Annotated in this window: 24 protein-coding genes and 1 tRNA gene; 23 read left to right on the forward strand and 2 right to left on the reverse strand. The window is 63.4% G+C overall.

Annotated elements, in window-relative coordinates:
• Positions 1–116: 116 nt before the first annotated feature.
• From PCQ86_RS08060 to PCQ86_RS08140, 17 genes are all read left to right on the forward strand, one after another.
• Positions 117–917: a hypothetical protein gene (locus PCQ86_RS08060; RefSeq protein WP_270175211.1), complete on the forward strand. Its 801-nt coding sequence runs from the start codon at positions 117–119 to the stop codon at positions 915–917.
• A 16-nt stretch (positions 918–933) separates the two neighbouring features.
• Positions 934–2,097 (forward strand): hypothetical protein, encoded by a 1,164-nt coding sequence (locus PCQ86_RS08065; RefSeq protein ID WP_270175212.1) that lies wholly within the window; start codon positions 934–936, stop codon positions 2,095–2,097.
• Positions 2,094–2,954, forward strand: coding sequence for a hypothetical protein (locus tag PCQ86_RS08070; protein WP_270175213.1), 861 nt, complete (start codon positions 2,094–2,096; stop codon positions 2,952–2,954). Before PCQ86_RS08065 ends, PCQ86_RS08070 begins: the two co-directional genes overlap by 4 nt.
• The gene (locus tag PCQ86_RS08075; protein ID WP_270175214.1) at positions 2,948–4,114 is read left to right on the forward strand and encodes a hypothetical protein; all 1,167 of its coding nucleotides are present in this window, start codon (positions 2,948–2,950) and stop codon (positions 4,112–4,114) included. Before PCQ86_RS08070 ends, PCQ86_RS08075 begins: the two co-directional genes overlap by 7 nt.
• Positions 4,111–6,390: a hypothetical protein gene (locus PCQ86_RS08080; protein WP_270175215.1), complete on the forward strand. Its 2,280-nt coding sequence runs from the start codon at positions 4,111–4,113 to the stop codon at positions 6,388–6,390. Before PCQ86_RS08075 ends, PCQ86_RS08080 begins: the two co-directional genes overlap by 4 nt.
• A complete protein-coding gene (locus tag PCQ86_RS08085) occupies positions 6,387–6,824 on the forward strand; it encodes a hypothetical protein (protein WP_270175216.1) in 438 nt (145 codons plus the stop codon). Before PCQ86_RS08080 ends, PCQ86_RS08085 begins: the two co-directional genes overlap by 4 nt.
• A gap of 2 nt (positions 6,825–6,826) precedes the next feature.
• The gene (locus PCQ86_RS08090; RefSeq protein ID WP_270175217.1) at positions 6,827–8,626 is read left to right on the forward strand and encodes a hypothetical protein; all 1,800 of its coding nucleotides are present in this window, start codon (positions 6,827–6,829) and stop codon (positions 8,624–8,626) included.
• A 58-nt stretch (positions 8,627–8,684) separates the two neighbouring features.
• On the forward strand, positions 8,685–9,041 hold the full coding sequence (locus PCQ86_RS08095) for a hypothetical protein (protein ID WP_270175218.1): 357 nt from the start codon (positions 8,685–8,687) through the stop codon (positions 9,039–9,041).
• Entirely contained in the window at positions 9,034–9,534 is a 501-nt protein-coding gene (locus tag PCQ86_RS08100) for a hypothetical protein (RefSeq protein WP_270175219.1), read from the forward strand. The genes PCQ86_RS08095 and PCQ86_RS08100 overlap by 8 nt, the downstream gene beginning before the upstream one ends.
• A 9-nt stretch (positions 9,535–9,543) precedes the next feature.
• Positions 9,544–10,053: a hypothetical protein gene (locus PCQ86_RS08105; RefSeq protein ID WP_270175220.1), complete on the forward strand. Its 510-nt coding sequence runs from the start codon at positions 9,544–9,546 to the stop codon at positions 10,051–10,053.
• Between the two features lie 9 nt (positions 10,054–10,062).
• Positions 10,063–10,905 carry a hypothetical protein gene (locus PCQ86_RS08110; protein WP_270175221.1) on the forward strand — a complete coding sequence of 281 codons (843 nt, stop codon included), beginning with the start codon at positions 10,063–10,065 and terminating at the stop codon, positions 10,903–10,905.
• On the forward strand, positions 10,902–11,618 hold the full coding sequence (locus PCQ86_RS08115; protein ID WP_270175222.1) for a DUF4376 domain-containing protein: 717 nt from the start codon (positions 10,902–10,904) through the stop codon (positions 11,616–11,618). Before PCQ86_RS08110 ends, PCQ86_RS08115 begins: the two co-directional genes overlap by 4 nt.
• Entirely contained in the window at positions 11,581–11,937 is a 357-nt protein-coding gene (locus PCQ86_RS08120) for a hypothetical protein (protein ID WP_270175223.1), read from the forward strand. The genes PCQ86_RS08115 and PCQ86_RS08120 overlap by 38 nt, the downstream gene beginning before the upstream one ends.
• A 64-nt stretch (positions 11,938–12,001) precedes the next feature.
• Positions 12,002–12,301 (forward strand): holin, encoded by a 300-nt coding sequence (locus PCQ86_RS08125; RefSeq protein WP_270175224.1) that lies wholly within the window; start codon positions 12,002–12,004, stop codon positions 12,299–12,301.
• Positions 12,298–12,879: a lysozyme gene (locus PCQ86_RS08130; RefSeq protein WP_270175225.1), complete on the forward strand. Its 582-nt coding sequence runs from the start codon at positions 12,298–12,300 to the stop codon at positions 12,877–12,879. The genes PCQ86_RS08125 and PCQ86_RS08130 overlap by 4 nt, the downstream gene beginning before the upstream one ends.
• On the forward strand, positions 12,876–13,139 hold the full coding sequence (locus PCQ86_RS08135) for a hypothetical protein (protein WP_270175226.1): 264 nt from the start codon (positions 12,876–12,878) through the stop codon (positions 13,137–13,139). The genes PCQ86_RS08130 and PCQ86_RS08135 overlap by 4 nt, the downstream gene beginning before the upstream one ends.
• 19 nt (positions 13,140–13,158) lie before the next feature.
• Positions 13,159–13,734 (forward strand): hypothetical protein, encoded by a 576-nt coding sequence (locus PCQ86_RS08140; protein ID WP_270175227.1) that lies wholly within the window; start codon positions 13,159–13,161, stop codon positions 13,732–13,734.
• Between the two features lie 6 nt (positions 13,735–13,740).
• Here the strand turns inward: PCQ86_RS08140 and PCQ86_RS08145 are convergent, their stop codons facing one another.
• Complete coding sequence (locus PCQ86_RS08145) at positions 13,741–14,124, reverse strand: hypothetical protein (protein WP_270175228.1); 384 nt, start codon at positions 14,122–14,124, stop codon at positions 13,741–13,743.
• A 464-nt stretch (positions 14,125–14,588) separates the two neighbouring features.
• On the opposite strand from PCQ86_RS08145, the gene PCQ86_RS08150 reads away from it, so the two are divergent.
• From PCQ86_RS08150 to PCQ86_RS08160, 3 genes are all read left to right on the forward strand, one after another.
• On the forward strand, positions 14,589–15,251 hold the full coding sequence (locus PCQ86_RS08150; protein WP_270175229.1) for a Gp49 family protein: 663 nt from the start codon (positions 14,589–14,591) through the stop codon (positions 15,249–15,251).
• Between the two features lie 224 nt (positions 15,252–15,475).
• Positions 15,476–17,398: a SurA N-terminal domain-containing protein gene (locus PCQ86_RS08155; RefSeq protein ID WP_015912839.1), complete on the forward strand. Its 1,923-nt coding sequence runs from the start codon at positions 15,476–15,478 to the stop codon at positions 17,396–17,398.
• Between the two features lie 49 nt (positions 17,399–17,447).
• Positions 17,448–17,523: transfer RNA gene (locus PCQ86_RS08160), tRNA-His, on the forward strand.
• Between the two features lie 560 nt (positions 17,524–18,083).
• Here the strand turns inward: PCQ86_RS08160 and PCQ86_RS08165 are convergent.
• Entirely contained in the window at positions 18,084–18,386 is a 303-nt protein-coding gene (locus PCQ86_RS08165; RefSeq protein ID WP_270175230.1) for a hypothetical protein, read from the reverse strand.
• Between the two features lie 373 nt (positions 18,387–18,759).
• Here PCQ86_RS08165 and hsdR point away from each other — a divergent pair, with 373 nt between their 5' ends.
• From hsdR to PCQ86_RS08180, 3 genes are all read left to right on the forward strand, one after another.
• Positions 18,760–21,213: an EcoAI/FtnUII family type I restriction enzme subunit R gene (gene hsdR / locus PCQ86_RS08170; protein WP_270175231.1), complete on the forward strand. Its 2,454-nt coding sequence runs from the start codon at positions 18,760–18,762 to the stop codon at positions 21,211–21,213.
• A 60-nt stretch (positions 21,214–21,273) separates the two neighbouring features.
• Complete coding sequence (locus PCQ86_RS08175; RefSeq protein WP_270175232.1) at positions 21,274–21,831, forward strand: hypothetical protein; 558 nt, start codon at positions 21,274–21,276, stop codon at positions 21,829–21,831.
• Positions 21,832–21,903: 72 nt separating this feature from the next.
• Complete coding sequence (locus tag PCQ86_RS08180; RefSeq protein ID WP_270175233.1) at positions 21,904–23,382, forward strand: type I restriction-modification system subunit M; 1,479 nt, start codon at positions 21,904–21,906, stop codon at positions 23,380–23,382.
• Positions 23,383–23,385 lie beyond the last annotated feature (3 nt).

Below are 23,385 nucleotides of genomic sequence, written 5' to 3' on the forward strand. Positions count from 1 at the left end.
GGCGCTGCGCCAGCAGATGCGGGACATGGCGCGCGCAGCAGGCTGACCCTGTATAGGGTTCGACGCTCGGGCGGGGAGCCGGAACACTGCAGGCCATCAACCTGCAGGAGTTCCGCATGGCCAACACGAGCTTCCCGAAGGGCATGGAGAAACTGCTCTCCGGCTCGATCAACATCCCCACCGACACCATCAAGGCGGCGCTGCTGCCCGACGCCTACACCTACAGCGCCGCGCACGAGTTTCTGTCGCAGCTGGGCACGCGCGTGGGCACGGACCAGACGCTGGCGAACAAGGTCATCACGGGCGGTGTGTTCGACGCCGACGATCTGGACTTTGGCGCGCTGGCGCCGGGCAACAACCTGAAGGCCATCGCGGTCTACAAGGACACCGGCAACGCCGCCACTTCGCCCGTCCTGCTCTACATCGACACTGCCACTGGCCTGCCCATGGCGACGAATGGCGGCTCGATCACGATCCCCTGGGACGCTGGCGTGAAGAAGATCGCCCGACTGAACCTGCCGTTCTTTCCCAAAGGCGCTGAGAAGGTGTGGAGTGGCGCCGTGAACTTCATGGGCGACACGGTCAAGGTGGCACTGCTGCCCAGCACCTACGTCTACGACGCGGCGCACGAGTTTCTGGCGGATGTGGGCGCCACCATCGGCACGGCGCAGACGCTGGCGGGCAAGACAGTTACGGGCGGCGTGTTCGATGCCGATGACGCGAACTTTGGCGCGCTCGCCTCGGGCTCCACCATCGGGTCGGCGGCGATCTACAAGGACACCGGCAGCCCGGCAACGTCGCCGCTGCTGCTGCACATCACAGATGTGGTGGGCGTGCCGCTGTCCACCAATGGCAGCGGCGTGATGCTGGGCTGGTCCAACGGCGCGGCAAAGATCTTCAACCTGGTGCCGGCGTAAGGCGTAGGGGCGACACATGAGCCTGCTGTTCTCCAACAACGCCGAAACCACGCTGGCAAGTGCGGTCACGGCCCTCTCGCAGACGAGCCTCGTGGCAGTCTCGGACGGGTCGGCAGACATGTTCCGGTCCCCGCAGAGCGCCATGCCGACAGGGTTTCAACTCGCGACGCTGACCCACCCCAGCGTCCCGGGTGACTACGAGATCGTGCGCATCACCGCGCGCACAGGCAACGTTTTCACAGTGGAGCGCGCGGTTGAGGTCGTGTTCATTAATTCGGAAGACCCCAACCCCGAAAACATGCGACGGCAGGGCGAGGCAAGGCTCTGGCCGGCCGGAACAAAACTGAGTGCCCGCATCACTGCTGGAACGTTGAACACGTTGCTGGCTGGCGGCGACGGCATGATCACGCGGCCAGACTCCATCGTCTTGGACGTGACGGTCCCGGACTACCAGAGCCAGGCAGCGGCGGTTGAGCGGTCGATGACGTTTAGGGGCCGGACTAGCCACAGCTTTGTGGTCCAGCTGTCTGCATACCGCATGCTCTTGTTGGAGAACGCACGCATCAAGGACCTGTACTACCCCGCCGATCAGGACTTCAATATGTCCTCGCCATCTGTCGGCGGGACGTTCCCGGTCGATCTCGGCGTGCCGCCCGCCTGGGCCCCAAGCACCTACTACCCGCGCGGCATGGTGATCGTGCCCACCACGCCCGATGGCAACCAGTATTGGGCAGAGCTTGACCGGGTGGACGAGGGTAGCCTCTGGACAGCTGGGACCGAGCCCAGCTGGGTTCCCGACCCGGTAACAAACGGCGTGGAGGATGGATTTGACCCGAACATCAATCGGGGGCGCTGGCGTGCGACAGCCATGCCCATCAACTTCGGGCAGAGCCTGTTCTACCCGCTCGTGGTCACTGAGGTGGGGTTCATCGCCCACAAGGTCACGGCCACCACGACGCCCAGCATCTCCATCGGCACGGCGGCCAACCCCACCAAGTTTGCGGCAAATGTGGCCCTGAGCCAGATCACCGGCGATGGATGCGTTCACCGCATCCCCATCACTGCGGGCGGCGTGATGACGCGGGATCTGCACTACAAGGTTGATACGGCGGCAACGGGCGGGCAGTTCCTTGGGCGCTTTTACTGGCGCGGGTTCTTCGCGGAGACGTGGGGGATATGAGCTACCCGCTGATCAACGGCAGCACCATCAACGGAGCTGATACCGCCGGCACCGAAGGCATTGATCTGGTGTCTGGCGGGCAGGCCTTGGCGGTCAGCTTGTTGTTGGTCGGCGACGCGACGCCGCTGGAGATGGGGGTGGTAGCGGTCAAGGTGGCCATTCAGCCATCAGGCGTTGACCTCGTGGCCGCCGGGCAGGCCCAGCTTCGCTACAACCAGGCGCTGCAGCCCGCAGGCATTGATTTGGTGCAGCCTGGCCAAGCCTCCATGTCTCAGCAGCTCGCGGTCGATGGAGCGGTGCCGCTGGAGATTGGGCAGCACCGCGTGCGCAGTGGTACGGACGTGGCCGTGAAGGTGTCCGGACTTGATCTGGTGCGCACGGAGTTCCACAGCATGATCGTGGCGCAGCCGGCGCCCAACGTCACGCTGCAGGCCGACGGCGCCTACCCGTTGGAGGTGGGCGAGCCCGAGGTGGCGGCGGGGACCATTGCGCTGCAGGCATCGGGCGCGGCTCCGTTGGAGCTGGGCGTTCCAGCGGCGGTGGTGACGCTGGGCGCCGCCGGTGCGCAACCCCTGGAGCTGGGCTCACCCGGCTCGGCAGTAGTTCTTGGGGCGGCCTCGTCGCGCCCCCTGGAAATGGGCACCCCATCGCTGGCCTTCGGCATTCAGATGGAGGGTTTGGATCTGGTGCGCGCTGGCGCGCCCAGCATTGGGCTGGGTGTGGGCGCGTTGTCGGTTGCTGGTGCCTGGCCGCTGGAACTGGGCGAACCAGGTATGCCGACCGTCATGCTGCAGGCCCGCCAGGCTTTCCCTTTGGCGGTGGGCCAGCCCTGGATTGATCGGGGGACCGCATGCTGACCTTTGAGAGCTTCACGGGCATCAACAACGTGCTCCCCGAGCACCGCATGAGCGGCAAGGACTTGGTGCAGGCCCAGAACGTAGACATCGGCCTGACGGGCGAGATCGTGCGCCGCGGCGGATACGCTGAGGTATCCGCGCTGTGCCACAAGAATGTGCACGAGGCCTCGGGCTTCATGCTGGCCACCTGCGGCAGTGCGCTTACGGCCATCCACCTGGACGGCGCTCGGCATGTCATTCACCCCGCCATGGGCCCCGAGCGCGTGTGGTACTGCGACCTGCCGGATGGGCGCACCACATACACCAATGGCTTGATCCACGGCGTCACGGATGGCGTCACGGGCGTGGAGCGCAGCGTGCCCCTGCCGGCATCCCTCGGCGCCCCGGATGCCGCGTTTGGTGCGCTGCAGCCTGGCCGGTACCGCTACCACCTGACGCATGTGCGGCTGGCCGACCGGCTGGAGGGGCCGGCGGTTAGTTCTGAGCCCATCACCATCGCCCAGGGCGGGCTTCACCTGGACGGCCTGCCAGAGCTGGAAGGCCATGCCATCCATGTGTACCTGAGCGGCCAGGACGGGGAGGGCGCCTATTTGGCCGGTGTGGCCACGGGAAGCAGCTTTGAGTACGCGGGCAACAACGCAGCCTTGGTGCTGCCGTGCCGCACGCTGGGCGCGCTGGCCTTCCCGGTGGGCACGATCACGGCCTTCTGGCGCGGGCGCGTTCTCGTGGCGCAGGGCGAGGTGCTGTGGGCCAGCCGCCCGAGTGCGCCGCATCTGGCCGACTGGCGCGACTTCAAGCCGCTGGGCGCGGCGATCACTGCGATCCAGCCGGTGGATGATGGCGTTTACGTGGGCACCACGCAGGATCTCGTCTTTCTGGCAGGCACCACCTGGGACGGATTGGCATTCGTGCCCACGCGCCACGGCCCCGTGGTGCGGGGCTCTGGTGTGGCGGCGCCGGGGGATCGGCTCAAGCTGGGCGATGGCTCCGGCGCGGGCACGGCCATGCTGTGCATCGCCGGCGGTGAGATCGTCGCCGGGTTCAGCGGCGGCCAGACCACCAGCCTGACGGGCAACCGCTACCGCGCAACGCCCGCGGAGGTCTGCGCGACATTCCGTGAGGTGGGCGGCATCCCACAGTACCTGGCGGTACCGCAATGAGCCTGTGGAACCCGTACACCTTCGGCATTGGCGGCGCGCCTGCGCTGCTGGGCGCGGCGCCGCCAGCGCTGCGGATCATGGGCGGTACCGCCACGCCAGAGCAGTTGGCCGCCGCGCGCATGGTGTTCTCCCGGTTCTGCGCCCTGGCGCGCACTTCACCAGTGCCTAACCCAACGGAGATTGGCTCGCTGCCCGATGGAAGCCGGTACCAGATCGTGGTGGTCGGGCCATCCTCGGTCATGAACCTGTGGCCGGCTCGAGGGGAGGGCGGACCGTTCCTGTCGGGTGTTGGCATCCCTGTCCTGGTCCCTTCCGACCCACCGGGCGGCTACCTGCGCTACCTGTTTGTCCTGTCCCACCATGGCGGGCAGTGGCACGTCACCACGCCGAAGGCCTTTTACGGGGGCCGTGGCCTGTGGGCCTCCAAGGAGGACAGCCGTTATTACCTGACCTATGTCCCCAGGGGCGCGGAGGATGACAACCTGTACTGGCCGGCGCATGATGCCGAAGTGCAGCAGCGCCCCCAGTACCCCGCTGGGACCGTCGCTGGACCGGGCGGCATCGCCTATGAAACCGGCGCGCGGCCCGTTGGGTCAGCGGATCCCTCGCAAGGGGGCATGGTTGCCGTGTCCGGCGGATTCGTGCAGCCAACGGTTTCCAGCTATGTGCTGATTGGCCCCGGCATCTACTTGGCCGGCTACGCTGATCGAGACGCTATCAAGGAGACCCCGCTTGTCGCCGCGCAGCAGACGACGGGTTATGTGCCCGTGGACCCGGTGCTTCCGCCGAACATCAGCAAGCCGTTCACGCCCTTTGATGTATCGATGTTGCGCAGCGGCGCGCGCATGGCCACGCCGCTTATTGATATGCGGTACAAGCTGCTCGACCAGGAGCCCTACCACCTGATTTCTGCCTACGCCATCACCCACGAGATCAGCATAAACACGACGGGTGTGCAGCCCATCGTGTCTGTCAACGCCGTCGGCAAGGAAGTGATTGATGATGGCCTGAAGGATCGCATCTACACGATTACAAAGGCGGTGGAGATCGAGGTCCGGAGCATCACGCAACACAGCCAAAATGTGAACGGCATCGCCATGGCAACTCGCGCAATCGGGGTGTGGTGCCGGCGCACAGACAGGTACAAAGCACATCGCCCCTTCAAAGCCCAGGGGACTGTGTTTACTGGCTACGGATGGAAGGATGAGCTGGTCAATCTGTGGGTCGAAATCACTGGGGGAGTCGAGTTCGAGCAGGCAACAGAACAAAACACGGACCTGGGTCTCTACTGGAAGGTAAAGACCGCGGGCACTGGCGTTGGGTTCGTGTCGATTCTGCGCGGATCACAGATCCACGCCGACTGTGATTTCACGAATGACACGTCCAGCGTGCCGCAAAGCTATGAGTCCGCGGGGCTTTTCTACGACTACACGGCGTCGATGCCAGACCCCCCGGTCGGCAGCATTGGGAGTTATGACCCTCCGTTGGTCGGGCGTCCGGCCGACCTTACGGGAACCTCGCAAGTCAAGTCCGCCCACCGCCAGCGTATGCACACGCCTTGGGGACATGTGGATTTGTTGGACTCGGACTACACCATCGCGCTCACCGCGGCCAGCGGCACCGTCGTGCGGCGCTCTGTGCGCTATATCGACGTCGTGCTGGGCGTGATCGTGTTTGGGGAAGCGCGTACGTCAGTCAGGAATGCCGACGACCTCAACTATATCGAGTTGGAGACCAAGCACTTTCTCACTGTCTGGCACCGGGACGAGTTCATCCTCACCGTGGCTGAAGGCACCTCAGTCGGGACGATACCTCGCCGGCAGATCCTGACCTTTGGTGTTGAAGGGGCTCCCATCGACTATCGCCATGATCAGTTGAACCAAAGTGTCTCCGGCGCCTTCGATGCTCCCTACTTCTTGGAAGTCTCGCGGCTTGGCGAACGCATCAGTTTCGGGGTCGCAGGGCAGACCGACGTGAACTGGTCCGCAGAACTGCTGCAGAAGGACACACAGACCTACAGGACGACTCTTGAAGAGGCGGCTTACGGGTCCCTGGACACAATCGCCCCGTACACCGCCTCGGAATACACCGTGGAGTCCGCCCTGGACCCACAAAGCGGCGGTGGCGTGGTCTTCGTGAAGAAAGGCGTGGTACTGCACGGCGCATGGGCCATTGCACCGGGCGGCGCGCGCACCCCACTGTCGGCTCATCTTGCGGGCCGCAAAGGCAATCCCTATTCCCCCGGGGCCATCGTGGAGGCCGTGGTATCCGTATGAACACCATCGTTTGCAACACACTCACCGGCGCGGTATCAGAGTACACCTGGCCCACCTGGCAGAGCCTCACACCCAGCCACGCGGGCAGCGCCACGGGCCTGTTCTCGCTGGGCGGTGAAACGGATGCCGGCCAGCCCATCGTGGCGGACATTCGCTTGCCTCCCACGCTGCGCGAATCCACGCTGAAGCAGTCTATCCAGATGGCGTACCTGTCGATGCACGGCGCCGGCAGCGCTTGCTTCACCGTGCACGGTGCGCGCGAGAGCTGGCGTTACCAGTTCCCGCTGCGCGCCAGCGGCCAGACCCGCTGCCCCGTGGGCCGCGGCATCCGGGAGAACTACCTGGGCTTCGGCCTCACCAACCCCGCAGGCCAGGCCTTCACGCTGGATCGCGTGGAGATCTTGACCAGCACATCCAAGACCCGGAGGGTATGACCATGGCCATCACAGATCCAGCCGTCCTCATCGTCAACGACAAGTACGCCAAGTCGGTCGAACTGGCGGACGCGGCAGCGCGGCGCGCGTCGGATGCGGCGACTGCATTCAACGCTTCCATCTACGCGCCGCCGCAGATCAGCGTGCAGTGGCAGACGCTGGCTGCGCCGAGCCTTCCGCCGATCCCGAACATGCCCACGCTGCCTACGGAGAATTTCGTGGAGCCCGGCGGGCTGCCGGGGCCGCTGACGGCGACCATGGACGACGTGCAGATCGATGACTTCGACATCCCGTTGCCGGCGCTGGACTTCGGCCAGGCGCCGGAGCTGACCATCGGGCAGGCGCCCGTGCTGCCTCAGGTGCGCGATGTTGCCATCCCCGACGCTCCCGACATTACGCTGCCCGACGCGCCGCAGTTCCTGCAGCTGCAGACGCACAGCTTCGGCGGCGTGAACCTGCACGAGGACTGGCTGGACAAGCTCGATGAGATCCCGGAGCTGTCCATCCTCCAACCTGCACCGTTCGCGTACTCTCCGGGCGCGCGCTACGCATCGCAGCTGCTGGACAACCTCAAGGCCACGCTGAACGCGCGCATCCAGGGTGGTACCGGCATCGCCCCAGCAGTGGAGCAGCAGATGTGGGACCGCAGCCGCGACCGCGAGACGCAAATTGCGCTGGCGCGCGAGCAGGAGGTGCTGCGCGGCGCGGAGGCGTTGGGCTTCCCGTTGCCCTCGGGCGTTCTGGCCGGGCAACTGGCCGACGCGCGCCGCGAGTACCACGACAAGCTGTCGGGCCTGAACCGCGACATCGCCATCAAGCAGGCCGAGCTGGAGCAGCAGAATGCGCGGGATGCCATCCAGTCCGCGTTGCAGTTGGAATCGACGCTGCTGGACGACTGCTACAAGCTGGAGATGCTGGCCTTCGAGGCGGCGAAGACCACGGCGGACAACGCCATTGCGGCCCACAACGCGGCCATCGAGCATTTCAAGGCGCTGCTGCTGGGCTACCAGGCCTACGCCAGCGCCTATGAGACGGTCATCAAGGCCGAACTCAACAAGGTCGAGGTATTCAAGGCCCTGCTGTCGGCGGAGGAAACCAAGGCCAACATCAACAAGAGCCTGGTGGACCGCTACAAGGCGCAGATCGAGGGCAGCATGGCCGCGGTCGAGATCTACAAGGCCCGTGTCGGCGCCGCGCAGACGCTGGTGGAACTGGAGCGTGCGCGCATCCAGGCCGGCGGCGAGCAGGTCCGCGCCTTTGTCGCCACGGTGAATGCCGAGACGGCGAAGGCTGACATGTACAAGGCCCGCGTGGGCGCCGAGGCCACGAAGGTGGAGGCAGTGGGCGCCTTGGCGCGCGCCTATGGCTCCAAGGTTGGCGCGCAGGCCGAGCGTGCTCGTGCGGAAGTGGCCAAGTTCCAGGCGCAAGTGGCGGCCAAGGGTCTGGAGTGGGATGGCTGGAAGGCCCGTCTGTCCGCAGCCACCGCACGCATCGAAGCGGCCGCGCGCCGTGCGTCCATCATGGTGGATGGCTACCGGGCAGGCGCTGCTGCGGCCGAGGCACAAGCCACCTCCTACATGCGCCGCTGGGAAGCCGACGTCAAGCAGTACGAGGCGGGCAAGGAACTGGCATTCCGCGTGGCCCAGGCCAACGCCAACGCCGTGATGCACGCCAACAACATGAAGTTGGAAGCCGGCAAGATTTCCCTCGCTACCAGTTCGCAACAGGTCGCCAGCGCATGGGCGATGGTGTCGGCATCGGCGCAAGTCGGGTCGCAAATGAGCTACTCGTACCAGATGTGACCCCTTGACCCCCGTATAGGGTTGGACCCTTCGCCCGGCGGTTGGAACACTGCCGGGCATGACCACCCCGGCCAAGCTCAAGTTCACCATCTACCAGGGCGCGACATTTCGCAAGCGCCTGATGTGGAAGGCGCCCGACGGTACGCCCATCGACCTGTCGGGCTGCACCGCGCGCATGCAGGTGCGCGCCGAGGTCGAGTCCCCCACGGTGCTGCTGTCGCTGACCACGGAGAACGGCGGCCTGACCTTGGGTGGCGCGGCAGGCACGGTGGACCTGTACGTCAGCGATGAGGATGCGGGAGCCATCACCTGGGATGCCGGCGTTTGGGATCTGGAGATCGTGCACCCCAGCGGGGAGGTCACGCGCCTGGCCCAGGGCTCCATCGCCGTATCGCCGGAGGTAACCCGTGACTGATCTGGTCGTCGTCGAGGAAATTCAGATCCTGGCCCAGCAGCCCGACGACTCGGTGCTGCAGGAGGTCGTGGAGTCGGTGGAGATCCTGGCGGTGGCGGAGCAGGGGCCGCAGGGCATCCAGGGCGTTCCCGGGCCCGCCGGCGGCGCCACGTTGATCCCGGTGGGCGCAACGCCGTTGAGCGGGCACAGCGCTGTCGCTCTGGGCGGCGACGGCAAGCTGCAGCCTGCCGACTGCACGCTGGCCGCGCACCGCGGCGCTGTGCTGGGCGTCGTGGCCAACGCCTACGCCGCAGGCGCGGACGCCGTGGTCTCCAACAACATTCCGCTGGAGCACGCCGGCTGGACCTGGGCCGTGGGCCCGGTGTTCCTCGGCGCCGCTGGCGTACTCACCCAGGCTCTGCCAGTCGGGGCCAAGTTTTCCCAGGTCGTGGGCCATGCCGTCTCTGCGACGCGCGTGCTCATCGACGTTCAACCCCCCATCAACATCGCATAAGGAGGCACCATGCCCGCCAAGAAATTCCTGCGCCTCGTGAACGGCGTTTTCACCGAGATCTTCGGCATCCAGACCAGCGCGGGCGCGGCCAATGCCGGCGACCTTGTGGCGTTGGACGATACCGGTCGAATCGACGGATCCATGATGCCGGTGGGCATTGGCGCTGATACCGCGTCAATCGTGGCCTCCGAGGCCCTGGCGGCCGGCGACTGGGTGAACGTGTGGAACGATGCCGGCGCCTTCAAGGTGCGCAAGGCCGACGCCACCGTGGCAGGCAAGGATGTGCACGGCTTCGTCATGGCGGCGTTCACCAGCGGCAACCCAGCCACTGTTTACTTTGAAGGCACCAACACCCAGGTGACGGGCCAGACCCCGGGTCCGGTGTTCCTGCAGACCACAGCAGGCAAGGGCGGCGCGACGGTGCCGAGCGCCGCCGGCAACGTGGTGCAGCAGATCGGCGTGGCCGTGAGCGCCACTGCTGTGAACTTCGAGCGCAACGCTCCCGTGGTGCTGGCGTAAAGGGCTGACGTGGCAGAGCGCAAACCGGTCGTGCTGGTGGGCGGCGTCCTGAAGGAGATGCCGTCCGGGGATGCCTTGCCCGCAGCCAACATCCCGGAGGTGACGGCACCCAACATCCACGCAGCCCCCGCGAAACCCACCCCAGCAGACGCCGACGAACTCGGCTATGTCGATAGCGCGGCAGGCTGGGGGCTGGTAAAGCTCACATGGGCCAATCTCAAGACGGCGTTGTCGAATATCTTTTTGCCAAAAACCGGCGGCAGAGTAGCAGACAGCGATATTAATCCCGGCGCTGTAGAGGTCGGCATATATGGCAGCGGGGACCGACCCGCATATATCGATTTGCACGCATACGGAGCCCCCCTAGAAGTCGATTATTCCGCGCGCATCATTCGTAATGGTGGGCCTAATGGTGAGCTGAGTATTTTCCAGAACGGGACTAGCCCTGTGGCTTTCTACGCATCAGGCGGAATTTTGTCCAACGTTGGCCCAATTGGCTACGGGGTAGGCAATGGAGGAACTGCGGTACAGGCTAAGAGCAATACAACGCCAGTTCCCATTAACAAGCAAAACGGAGTTATTTATCTAGCCAACGGCAGTATCCCCGGCTCTGGGATTATTGTGTTTGAACTACAAAACACCTTCATTACGGCAAACTCCATCGTTGTTGTTCACGGTAGTTACATTGATACTGGTACTGGTTCTGGTTCTGCTATCTCTCAGTTTACACCTCAAGTGAATTATGTTCAGGCAGGTATTGCCGTTGTCCAGATTAAAAACAATTACGCCGGGACCATACCTACTGACGGCGTGACCATCCGTTTTGCCGTATTTGCCGGGAGTGCTTCATGATTCTCAAACAAGTAATCCGCTACACAAATGCCCCTGCTATTGAAGCCACATGGGTGCGATACGACCAAATGCCTGACGTGGAAGTGCCAGCATCTCCTGCGCTATACGATAAAGACGGAAATGAAGTGCAGGTTGCTGTAGAAGCGCACACAAGGCCCGGTGAAGTCATCGAAACAGTGCTCAAGTGCCACGCCTACAGCAACCACCCCGAGCAAATTGCAATGCTCCGCGCGGATCTTGGGGCCAACGCCGCCGAGCATGAAGGGCTGATCGCTGAGGTAGAAGCAACCTACACCCCGCCGCCTCCCACTCCGGCGGCAGAGGTGTGGGAGCGCATCAAGGCGGAGCGGGATCGCCGCGCGGCCCTGGGCGTTAAGGTCGGCGCGCATTGGTTTCACAGCGACCAAAAGAGCCGCACGCAGCAACTCGCGCTGACATCAACCACCCTCACCATTCCGGCCGACCTGCAGTGGAAAACCCTCACATTCACGCCACCGCCCGTGTTCGTGACGATGACGCGCGAGCTGGCGATCCAGATCGTACAAGCCACCGCAGAGAGCGACACAGCCATCTTCACGGCCGCGGAAATCCACCGCATGACCATGGAAGCGCAGGCAGACCCCGGCGCCTACGACTTCACGGGCGGCTGGCCCGCATCTATCGAGGACGAAGCACATGACGCAGGCATCCAATTCAACGGCAGTGCGGTTTAAGCGCATCCTCTCGCTGCTTCGCGCCTACGGTGAGCAGGTATTCATCGCGGCTGATCAACTGGTCAACGCTTTGATCCCCCCGCTGGACGGCACGATCAGCTACGCCGACGAGACCCTCAGCGCGCGCAGCTACAGGGCCTGGCGCGACGGCAAGATCCTTGGTCGCATCAGCATGCCCGTCATCAACCTGCTGTTCTATTGGCAAGGTCCTGACCACTGCAAGAAAGCCTACGTCAAGGAGTTTGAGCGGAAGAACTACCCCAGCGAGTACCACCCGCCGAATCAGCCGCGCTACGTGTCGAAGTCAGCACAGAGCTGAGCAATGGGCGTCGCCCCCGTATAGGGTTCGACGGGGAAACCGGCTCCCGGAATCATCCGGGTCCATGAAAACCGAAACCCTCGAAGCCATCGGCGCGGCCGGTAACAAGGCGACCATCGCCGGCGGTTCGGTGGCTGTTGCTGGGAAGATGACCGCCACAGACATTGCCACCTACGTCGGCGCCGCGGTCGCCATCATCGGTCTGCTGATCACCTGGTACTACAAGCGCGAGGCGAACCGCAGGCTCGCAGCAGAACATGCGTTGCGCCAGCAGGAGCGACAGATCCGCATCGACCTGATGCGCGCTACCGGGCGGCCCGTGCGTCATGACACGGACCTCGGCGCGCTGGAGGCTGACGAGTGAGCACCGCAGCACGCGGCGTCCAGCCCAAGGTAGTGTGGGTAGCAGCCCTTGGCGGCTTCGTCACGCTGCTTTCCCCGGCCTTGATCGAGCACCTGCAGAAGTGGGAAAGCGGAAAGAGCAGGGCGCTGGTGGTCTATGAGGACAAGCTGGCGGGCAACATCCCCACCGTTTGCAACGGCCTGACGCGCCATGTCACCAAGACGCCCATCGTCGTGGGTGAGCGCTGGACTGAGGCCAGGTGCATTGCCGAGGAAGCTGCCGCCATCGAGCGCGTGCAGCGCGCGCTGCTGCCGTGCTTCAAGCGCCTTCCGCCGCCGAGTGTGCTGGACATGGCCAGCAGCCACGCCTGGAACCTGGGCGCCAGCGCTACATGCGGCAGCGGCGCCATGCAGGCTTGGAATCGCGGTGAGTGGGAGCGCGGCTGCCAGCGCATCAGCCGCGGCGACGATGGCCGCCTGGTGTGGAGCTTCACCAGCCATATCGACCAGCGCACGGGCCAGAAGGTTTACACGTTCCGCCAGGGCCTGGCGAACCGGCGCGCGGATGAAACGGTCAAGTGCTCGGGAGGTCTGCTGTGAAACCCATTCTGATCGCGTTGATGGCGGCGACGCTGGCTGGCTGCACCATCGTGCCGGAAAGCACTGCCCAGAGCGCCTGCGAGTTGCTGCAGACCGCATCGAACGAAGCCGACTTGGCGCCGGCTTGGTATCTCGATGCCGGGGCCCTGCTGGAGCGGTGCGGCAGGCCTGATGCCCGCGCCGAGGCTGAGGCAAAGGCCTGTTACGCATCGGCGCGCAACGGCTACCGCGATAGCAAGGAATGTGAGGCCCTGCAATGAATGCCGTTGCCCTGGCCATGTGGTGGTACTGCGCTCAGCGCCTGATGTACAGCTATTCCGAGCAGACGGCTCGAGGCGCGACGTGATACCGGCCATCTACACCCACCTGATCGCGGCCGGCGCCGCCCTGGCTATCGGCGCATCCGGCGCTTGGTGGGCGCAGGCCCAGCGCTACGGCCTGGAGATCGAGAAGCTGCAGCACCAGCAAACCAGCGCCGAGCTGGCCGGCACCCGCCAGGCCGTGCAGGACATGGCCGCATTCCAGAAAGGATTGAACGATGCCCTCGCCAATTTTCAAGCCACAGGGCGGCGGAATGCCGCGGCCCAGCAAGACCTTGATCGCAGCCTGCGTGATCTGCGCGGCACTACTGCAGGGCTGCGGGGCGACTTTGCCGACCTGCCCGAGCGCATCGCCGGAGCTGCCCAACCCGCCCTCGCTGACTTCTCGGAGCAGTGCGTTGCCGTATTCCAGTCAATGGCAAGCGCAGGTGGACAACTGGCTGAACGAGGTGCGGAGCTCGCGAGAAAAGCTGATGAACACGCGGCTAATGAACGACTCATCTTCGAGTCGTGGCCCAAGCTATCAGGAAAGTAAGTGAGTTCAGCGCCGCCCCCAATGCGCTGCTTCAGCGGCGCGGCGGGCATCTCTCGCGTCTGCCAAGGAGCCGTAGGTGCCGACGTGAAGCCTGTGGCCATCAGCGCGGATGCGCACCTCAAAAGTGCCTGCGGCGTTTTCGTAGATACCGACGTTCTCCGGAGAGGTGCGTCGAGTGTTTCGCGCTTGGGTTGTGCGCGGAGCCCAAACGCAATTCGCTTTTACATAGCTGCCATTGTTATCGACGCGCTCAAGTGTGTGTCCAGGCGGGCACGCCCCCATGTCGGCATAAAACCGAGAGAACTCCCGCCATTCGGCGCAAATAACAATGCCGCGTCCACCATAATGGTGAAAGTTGGTGTTCTTGGGGTTCGTCACGCGTTGGATCATGTTGTTCCAGCTTCTGTATTCGCGCGACGCCCTGAGTCCGTGGGTGGTTTGCCGAGCGGCGGTCAGTTCCGATCTCAAGCATCCGCAGGACAAAGATTCTCCAGATCGAAGACTTTGGCCAAGAGAGCATGTCTCCCTTCCGCAGTCGCACGCACAAACCCATCGGGCATGTCGAGTGGCTCCGCCCTCACTTCGGCGCACAACTACGAGCCTGCCGAAGCGCCGCCCGGTCAAGTCAATTACTGGCATAAGTCCTCCGTTGCTTTGCTGGCAAGTGTACCGAAGTACGCCAGCACCTGCACAGCCGTACTCCAAGAGTTGGCAGATCGAGGTGGACGAATGGCGGAGCGTGGTGGAGAGATCGCGCGCGCGGCTGACGGCCATTCCGCTGACGCCGCGCTGATCCGGGAAGCCTGGCCCAAAAGCCCGCGCCGCCCGGATGGCGGCACCACTGAAAGCAACCCATGACCCAATTCCGCAAGAAGCCCGTCGTCATCGAGGCGAAGCAAGCCACCGGCACGCCGGAGAGCAACCGCGAAATCATCGACTGGACGCGCGGCAGCGCCACCCCGGCCAGCATGGACGATCACCCCGAGCGCGGCAAGTGCCTGAGTATCAGCACCCTGGAAGGTGCCCACTGGGTGTCCCCCGGCGATTGGATCATCAAGGGCGTAGCGGGCGAGTTCTACCCCTGCAAGCCTGACATCTTCGCGGCCACCTACGAAGCCGCGACCACGGCACTCCCCATCATCGACCCTGGCCCGGACTCCCTGGAGCGCGAGATTCAGGCCAAGGCCAGCGCCGCTCCGCGCGTGACGCCGGCCGACATCGAGGCCGAGATTGCCAGCGAGCACTATTTCACGGCAGCCGATGGGCAAGTCGGTGCCGTCGCGCGCAGCACCATCGAGGACGCGTGGGATGTCGAAGTCGCCGCGCCCCTTGAACTCCTGACCTTCTGCGTTCTGGTGCTGCGCAACGGCTTCACCGTCACCGGCGAATCGGCCTGCGCCAGCCCTGAGAACTTCAACGCCGAGATCGGCCGCAAGATCGCGCGAGAAAACGCCATCAACAAGGTGTGGCCGCTGCTGGGTTTCCGGTTGCGCGACGAGATTGCGCGCGGAGCTTAAGCATCAGCCTGAGCTGTGGGCGAGGTGCGGCAGGGTAAAATTCGATACTGTTCAGATGCCAGTTGGCGAAGGCGGTTGGCGGAGCTTGTAATGCATTGATTTATAAGCAAGTTCTAATCCCTTACAAGGCGTAGGTCAGCGGTTCGACCCCGTTAGCACCCACCACCCCATTCAAAGGCGAACGCAAGTTCGCCTTTTCTTTTGCAGCTGTTGAAAGATTGACCATGTTCGAATCCATCCGCAAGCACTCCAAGATCGTCATGTTCTTGTTGTTCTTGCTGATCATCCCGTCGTTCATCCTCGTGGGTATCGACAGCAACTATTTCAGCGGAGGAAGCCCGGTGGTAGCGCGGGTCGATGGCAAGGACATCACCCAAGCCGACTGGGACAACGCTCACCGTATGGAGAGTGATCGAATCCGCGCTCAGTCGCCAGGTATCGACGCCAAGCTGCTGGATTCACCGCAGGCACGCTATGCCACGTTGGAGCGGCTGGTGCGTGACCGCGTGCTGCAAGTCGCGGCGCAGGACATGCACATGCTGACCAGCGATGCGCGGTTGGCACGCGAGCTGCAGAGCATTCCGCAGATAGCGGCGTTGAAACGAGCTGACGGCACGCTGGATGCCGAAGCCTATCGCGCCCTGGCTGGTGCGCAGGGACTCACCCCTGAGGGGCTTGAAGCACGCATCCGGCAGGACTTGTCGGTCAACCAGGTCATGGGCGGTGTCATGGGTTCAGCATTCAGCGGCCCGGCGGAAGCACGTTTGGCACTGGATGCACTGTTCCAGCGCCGTGAAATCCAAATCGCTCGTTTCAATGCTTCGGCGTTTGTGTCCAAGGTCGTGGTGACGGATGCCGACCTGGAGGCCTATTACACCGCCCATCCTGCGAAATTCCAGCAGGCTGAACAAGCGTCAGTGGAGTATGTGGTGCTTGACCTTGATGCCGTGAAAGCGGGAATCACGCTCAGCGAAGATGACCTGCGCACCTATTACAAGGAAAACCTGAATCGCCTCGCGGGCAAGGAGGAGCGCCGCGCAAGTCACATACTGATCAACGCCAGCAAGGACGCCCCTGCGGATGCGCGCACCCAGGCCAAGGCCAAGGCGGAGGAACTGCTCGCGCAGGTACGCAAAGCGCCGGGCAGCTTCGCGGAGATTGCCAAAAAGGAGTCGCAGGACCCGGGCTCAGCACCGTCCGGCGGTGACCTCGGTTTTTTTGGCCGGGGAGCCATGGTCAAACCCTTTGAAGACGCCGTTTTTTCCATGAAGAAGGGGGAGATTAGCGACGTAGTGGAAACCGACTTCGGCTTCCACATCATCCTGCTTTCCGATATCAAGACTCCGCGCCAGCCCAGTTTCGAGGAGCTGCGCCCCTCGCTCGAGGCAGAACTCAAGCAGCAACAGGCTCAACGCAAGTTCGCAGAAGTGGCCGAGGCGTTTGCCAATGGTGTGTATGAACAGGCGGACAGCCTGCAGCCCGTTGCCGACAAGCTCAAGCTCAAGATTCAGACGGCCGACGGGGTTACCCGTACTCCGGCTGCCGGCGGCGCGGGGCCGCTTGCCAACGCACGCTTCCTGGAGGCGCTGTTCCAGTCGGACTCGCTGCAGAACAAGCGCAATACCGAGGCCATCGAGATCGGTACAAGTGTGCTGGCAGCCGGCCGCGTTACGGCATACCAGCCCGCCATGACGCTGCCGCTGGACAAGGCGCGCGACCAGGTGCGCGCGATCTATATCGCCGAGAAGTCCGCTGAACTTGCGCGGCAGGAAGGCCAAGCCAAACTGACCGCTTGGAAGGCCGCGCCGGATGCAGCCTCCGGGTTGACTGCTGCGTTGACGGTGTCGCGGGACCGGCTGCAGGATCAGCCTCGTTCCGTGGTGGATGCCGCCTTGCGTGCCAATGTGGACCAACTCCCGGCCTGGACAGGTGTGGACCTTGGTGCGCAGGGCTATGCCGTGGTGAAAATCAACCGCGTCGTTCCCCGGGACGGTGTGGACGACGCTCGTGCGCGTATGGAGCGAGAGCAATACTTGCAATCGTGGGCGTCGGCCGAGGCGCTAGCGTATTACGATTTGCTCAAGCAGCGTTTCAAGGTCCAGATCAAGGCCCCCCGACCGGTGGCCCAGGCAGAGCTACAAAACTAAGCCGGTTACCTCAGAGGGTAGATTTATCAGGCTATAATTCAAGGCTACGGTGGCTGTAGCTCAGTTGGTAGAGTCCAGGATTGTGATTCCTGTCGTCGTGGGTTCGAGTCCCATCAGCCACCCCAAATAACAAAGGCCCCCGCAGCGCAAGCTGCGGGGGCCTTTTGCATTCAACAAGGTTGGTGTGACCGGTGCCTGACTGAAGAGGCACTCCCGAACAGCAGACTGATCGTGCCGGAAGCCGTTCGCCTGCATACGGTTTTGTCCGACGGAGTGCCGAGTGCAAAGGCACTACAACCAAGACAAAGGATGCCCCATGCCAGCAACCCCCGCCCCTCAACCGGTCCCGCCCGTCCCGCCGAATCCCGGTGAGGTGTCGCCGCGACCCATTCCTATTGATCCGCCCGACAATACGCCGCCCATCGAATTGCCCGGTGACCCTATGCAAGAACCAAGCTAGTGGAGCCTGCAGGTGGTTTAACCCGGCAAGTTGGCTGGTATTTCCTCGTCGGGCTGCCGCGGTGGCGAGGTCGGTGGTGGGGCCGGTGGCAGATCACCGGGCGGGCGCGGTAATTCGTCTGGCACAGTGTGCAGCGGGTGTTCTGTCGGGTCGTGGGGCGTCATGGCGTGAATCCTGGGAAGGGGCGGGGGTACCAAAGGTTGCTCTGCACAGTCGCACCGCACACTATCCTCCCGCCCCTTGAGGCAGATAAGCTGGCATGCGTTGGTGGGGCTCCCGAGGCTTCTTGAGCGGTGTCACACGTGGAATGGGCCCCGCAGGGTCGAGGATCAACCGCGAAGGTATACCCGCAGTTGCGGGAGCCAGCTCGGCTTCCAGCCGTGCAATGCGCTGCCGGTACATCCGTGCCAGTGCAGCATGGTGTTCGGCAGCGTTTTCGTGTTCGAATGCCGCCATTCGCGCTTCATTCAGGCTGGTCTCGAGACGGTGGGCATACATGGCAGCGGGATCAAAGAGGCGCTTGAGCATGGTCTTCTCCTGTGAAGGGGTAGCAAGACCATAGAGCGCGCAACGCGCTGTAGAGTGTCGGACGGCGTCCCGCATTTCCGCCCGACAGTGGCACTTCGGCCGCAGAGAGACGTCTTCTCCAGGATGCCGAGGCACACTCGAAGCCCGGAGGAGTTCACATAACGCCCTGAAAGCCGCACAGGTGCTACGTTTGGTACTTTCGATTTTGAAAAGTACCATCATTTTTCGGTGCGTCTCCTTTGTGGCGCTTAGGACATGCTATGAGACGGCTTTAATGGTAGTGATTCTTTCGGTGGTCTCGGGCAGGGGCGGTAGTATCCGGTAACAACCACACGCCGCCTTTGCATGCACTGGGGATGGTGCGAACTGCCGAATGGATAAAACCAAACTCTCCGAAAGCGACATTTGCGAAAAGTTCATCCGGCCGGCCATGGAGCAGGCGGGCTGGGACGGCATGGACCAGATCTACCGGGAGTACCCGTTGCGCGCGGGCCGTGTGGTGGTGCGCGGCAGGCAGGCCCAGCGCGACAAAAGCACCGTGCTGCGTGCCGACTACGCCCTGTTCTTCAAGGCCAACATCCCCCTGGCCGTGGTGGAGGCCAAGGACAACCAGCATGCCGTGGGCGCAGGCATGGGGCAGGCCATCCAATATGCCGAGCTGCTGGGCGTGCCGTTCAGTTTCGCCAGCAATGGCGATGGCTTCGTGTTCCGTGATGCCACGCTGGCCGATGGTGTGCTGGAGCGCAACCTGACTCTGGAGGAATTTCCGTCACCTGCCGAGCTGTGGAGTCGCTACTGCGCCTGGAAGGGCTGGTCTGACGAAGAAAGCCGCGTCGCCGGTTTTGACTACGCCCCCAACAAGACCCCGCGCTACTACCAGCTCAATGCGGTGAACCGCGCGGTTGAGGCCATCGCCGCCGGACGAGACCGCGTGTTGCTGGTCATGGCCACTGGCACCGGCAAGACCTACACCGCCTTTCAGATCATCTGGCGCCTGTGGAAGAGCGGCGCCAAGAAGCGCATCTTGTTCCTGGCCGACCGCAACATCCTCATCGACCAGACCATGGTCAACGACTTTCGCCCCTTCAAGGGCGCCATGGCCAAGCTCAGCCCCAATGCCAAGGGCGTGGAGCGGGTGGATGCGCAGGGCACTGTGTCGGTCGAAGATGTGGAACTGGCCGTCAACAAAACCACCAAGCTGGTGGACAAGAGCTACGAGATTTACCTTTCGCTCTACCAAGCCGTCACGGGCACCGAGGAAGAGCGCAACATCTACAAGCAGTTCAGCCCCGATTTTTTTAACCTCATCGTGGTGGACGAATGCCACCGGGGCAGCGCGGCTGAAGACTCCGCCTGGCGCGACATCCTCACCTACTTCGCCAGCGCCACGCAGATCGGCCTCACGGCCACGCCCAAAGAAACCAAGGACGTCTCCAACACCGACTACTTTGGCGAGCCCGTCTACACCTACAGCTTGAAGCAAGGCATCGAAGACGGCTACCTCGCCCCGTACAAGGTCATCCGCGTCGATCTGGACAAAGACACCTTTGGCTGGCGCCCCACGGCGGGCATGACCGACAAACACGGCCACGCCATCGAAGACCGCATCTACACCGGCGCCGACATGAACCGTAAGCTCGTGCTGGAGCAGCGCGACGCCGTGGTGGCTGCCAAGATCACCGAATACCTCAACGCCACCGACCGCTACGCCAAGACCATCGTGTTTTGCGAAGACATCGACCACGCCGCGCGCATGCGCCAGGCGCTCGCCAACGCCAATGCTGACCTGTGCGCTACCCAGCCCAAATATGTGGTGCAGATCACCGGCGACAACGCCGAGGGCAAGCTGGAGCTCGACAACTTCATCGACCCCGAGAAAACCTACCCGGTCATCGCCACCACCTCCAAGCTCATGAGCACCGGGGTCGATGCGCAAACCTGCAAGCTCATCGTGCTGGACCAGGGCATCAAGTCCATGACGCTGTTCAAACAGATCATCGGCCGTGGCACGCGCATCAATGAGCACCACGGCAAAACCTGGTTCACCATCCTCGACTTCAAGCGCGCCACCGAACTGTTTGCCGATAAGGACTTTGACGGCGAGCCCGTGCAAATCTACGAACCCGGCGGTGGTGAACCTGTGGCCCCGCCCGAACCGGCACTGCCTGGCTCCACTCCTGGCGACCCAGGTGCGCCAGACCCTCTGGATCCTTTGAGCACTTTAGGCCCCTTTGCTGGCGGCAGTGGCGAATCAGATGGCCCCAAAAAATACGTCCTCGGCAACAACGTCACCGTGGCCGTGGCCCGTGAGCGCGTGCAGTACCTCAACGCCGAAGGCAAGCTCATCACCGAGAGCCTGCGCGACTACACCCGCATCAACGTGCGTAAGCAATACGACTCGCTCGACCAGTTCCTGCAAGCCTGGCAACAGGCCGACCGCAAGGCCGCCCTGCTGCAAGAACTGGAAGCGCAGGGCGTGCTGCTCGATGCGCTGGCCGACGAGGTTGGCAAAGACCTCGACCCCTTCGACCTGCTGCTGCACGTCGCCTACGACCAGCCGCCCCTTACCCGCCGCGAACGCGCCCGCCGCGTGCAAAAGCGCAACGTCTTCACCCACTACGGCCCTGTGGCCCGCAAGGTGCTGGAGGCATTGCTCGACAAATACGCCGACGAAGGCATCGCCACTATCGAGAGCAACGACATCTTCAAGCTCCAGCCCTTCTCCGACCTGGGAAGCCCAGTGGAGTTGGTGCGCAGCTTTGGCGGCCGCCCGCAGTACCTGAGCGCGCTGCAAACCCTGGAGCGCGAGCTGTACGCTCCTCGCTGACTGCTGCCCGCCGAAATTCAGACAAACGCCAGCCTCTCAAGAGCCGCGCTGGAATCCCTTATGACGAACAAAAAATGCATCGACCCCGCAGCGGCACGGCACTTCATTGCCAACTACCAAAGCCTGCTCGAAACCATCCCCACCACCAAGCGCAAGGCGAACCTGGTGGCGCAACTGACCGCGGCACGCGATGCCCTGTATGCCAACCCTGCGCTTTTGCAGCCAGCGCTGGCACACCTGCAGGACCAGGGCCGCTTCTGTGCCGACGACGTGCTGCAAGCCGTGCACACGCTGCGCGTTGACAAATGGATCTATGTCAACGACACCGCCATACACAGCCACTTTCTGGAGCCCCATGAGACGAATGCGGCGTATGCCATCAAGACGCTGACCACGCCCCTCAAAGAAATGCTTGGCAGCAGCGGTGCCGTCATCTCCTGCGGTCTGCTGGTGTTTCAAGGGCAGGTCATCTGCGACGGGCTGGTGAGCTTTGGCGCCTGGCTGGGGCCAAACTACCGGAGCAGCTTCAAAGAGCAACTCGCCGCCTGCCGTGCCCAGGGGACGCTTTATCGCGACCGCCTGTTGCCCCGGATGCCGCCAGAAACAGTGGCGCAGTAGCTCATAAAATGATAGCTACTAGCGCTTATCCCATAAGCGCTAGAGCCTGTTTTGACTTAAATTTTGCACCCCATGTCCAACCTCACCCCCGTCATCAAATCCATCCAGGACATCATGCGCCAGGACTCTGGCGTGGATGGCGACGCCCAGCGCATCAGCCAGCTCACCTGGCTGCTGTTCCTCAAGGTGTTTGACGCGCTGGAAGAAGAACTCGAACTCACCCGCGACGACTACCAAAGCCCCATCGCCGAGCACCTGCGCTGGCGCCACTGGGCGGCCGATGCCGAGGGCATGACGGGCGACGCCCTGCTTGACTTTGTGGACAAGCAACTCTTCCCCGCCCTCAAGGGCCTGAGCGCCGACCCCCAGCGCAACCCGCGCGGCTACGTGGTGCGCGGCGTGTTTGAAGACGCCTACAACTACATGAAAAGCGGCCACCTGCTGCGCCAGGTGGTCAACAAACTCAACGCCATCGACTTCAACCGCCAGGCCGAACGCCACCAGTTCAACGACCTGTACGAGAAGATATTGCGCGACCTGCAAAGCGCGGGCAACGCGGGCGAGTTCTACACCCCCCGCGCCGTCACCCAGTTCATGGTGGACATGACCAACCCGCAGCTGGGCGAAAGCGTCATGGACCCGGCCACCGGCACCGGCGGCTTCCTTGTCTGCGCCATTGAGCACCTGCGCAAACAGGTGCATAACGAAAGCCAAGAGGCCGTGCTGCAAAACAGCATTCGCGGCGTCGAGAAAAAGCAGCTCCCGCACATGCTGTGCGTTACCAACTTGCTGCTGCACGGCATCGAGGTGCCCAGCCAGATCGTGCACGACAACACCCTGGCCCGCCCGCTGCGCGACTACACCGCTGCAGACCGCGTCAACGTCATCCTCACCAACCCGCCCTTTGGCGGCATTGAAGAGCCGGGCATCGAGGCAGGCTTTCCGGCCGACGTGCGCACCAAGGAAACCGCCGACCTGTTCCTGGTGCTCATCCAGCACCTGCTCAAACCCGGTGGCCGCGCCGCCGTGGTGCTGCCCGACGGCTTTTTGTTTGGCGAAGGCGTCAAGGCCCGCATCAAAGAACAACTGCTGCAGCACTGCAACCTGCACACCATCGTGCGCCTGCCCAACGGCGTGTTTGCGCCCTACACCGGCATCAAGACCAACCTGCTGTTCTTCACCAAAGGCCAGCCCACCCAGCACATCTGGTACTACGAACACCCCTACCCCCAGGGCGTCAAAACCTACAACAAAACCAAGCCCATCCGCATCGACGAGTTCGATGCCGAAAAGGCCTGGTGGGGCACCGAGGCCGATGGCTTTGCCACCCGCGTGGAAAACGAACGGGCCTGGAAAGTCGGCATCGACCAGATCAAGGCCGCTGGCTACAACCTGGACCAGAAGAACCCCCACATCGGCGAACAGCAAAGCCACGACCCCGACGCGCTGCTGGCCGACTACGCCCGCCTGCAGGCCGAGGCCCAGGCCCTGCGCGACGAGCTGAAAGGCATCCTCGCCCAGTCTTTGGCTAAAACAGCCGCTAGCGCTTGAGGA

Origin of the sequence: Diaphorobacter sp. ED-3, from assembly GCF_027625375.1 — a bacterium.
Lineage (GTDB): Bacteria > Pseudomonadota > Gammaproteobacteria > Burkholderiales > Burkholderiaceae_C > Diaphorobacter > Diaphorobacter nitroreducens.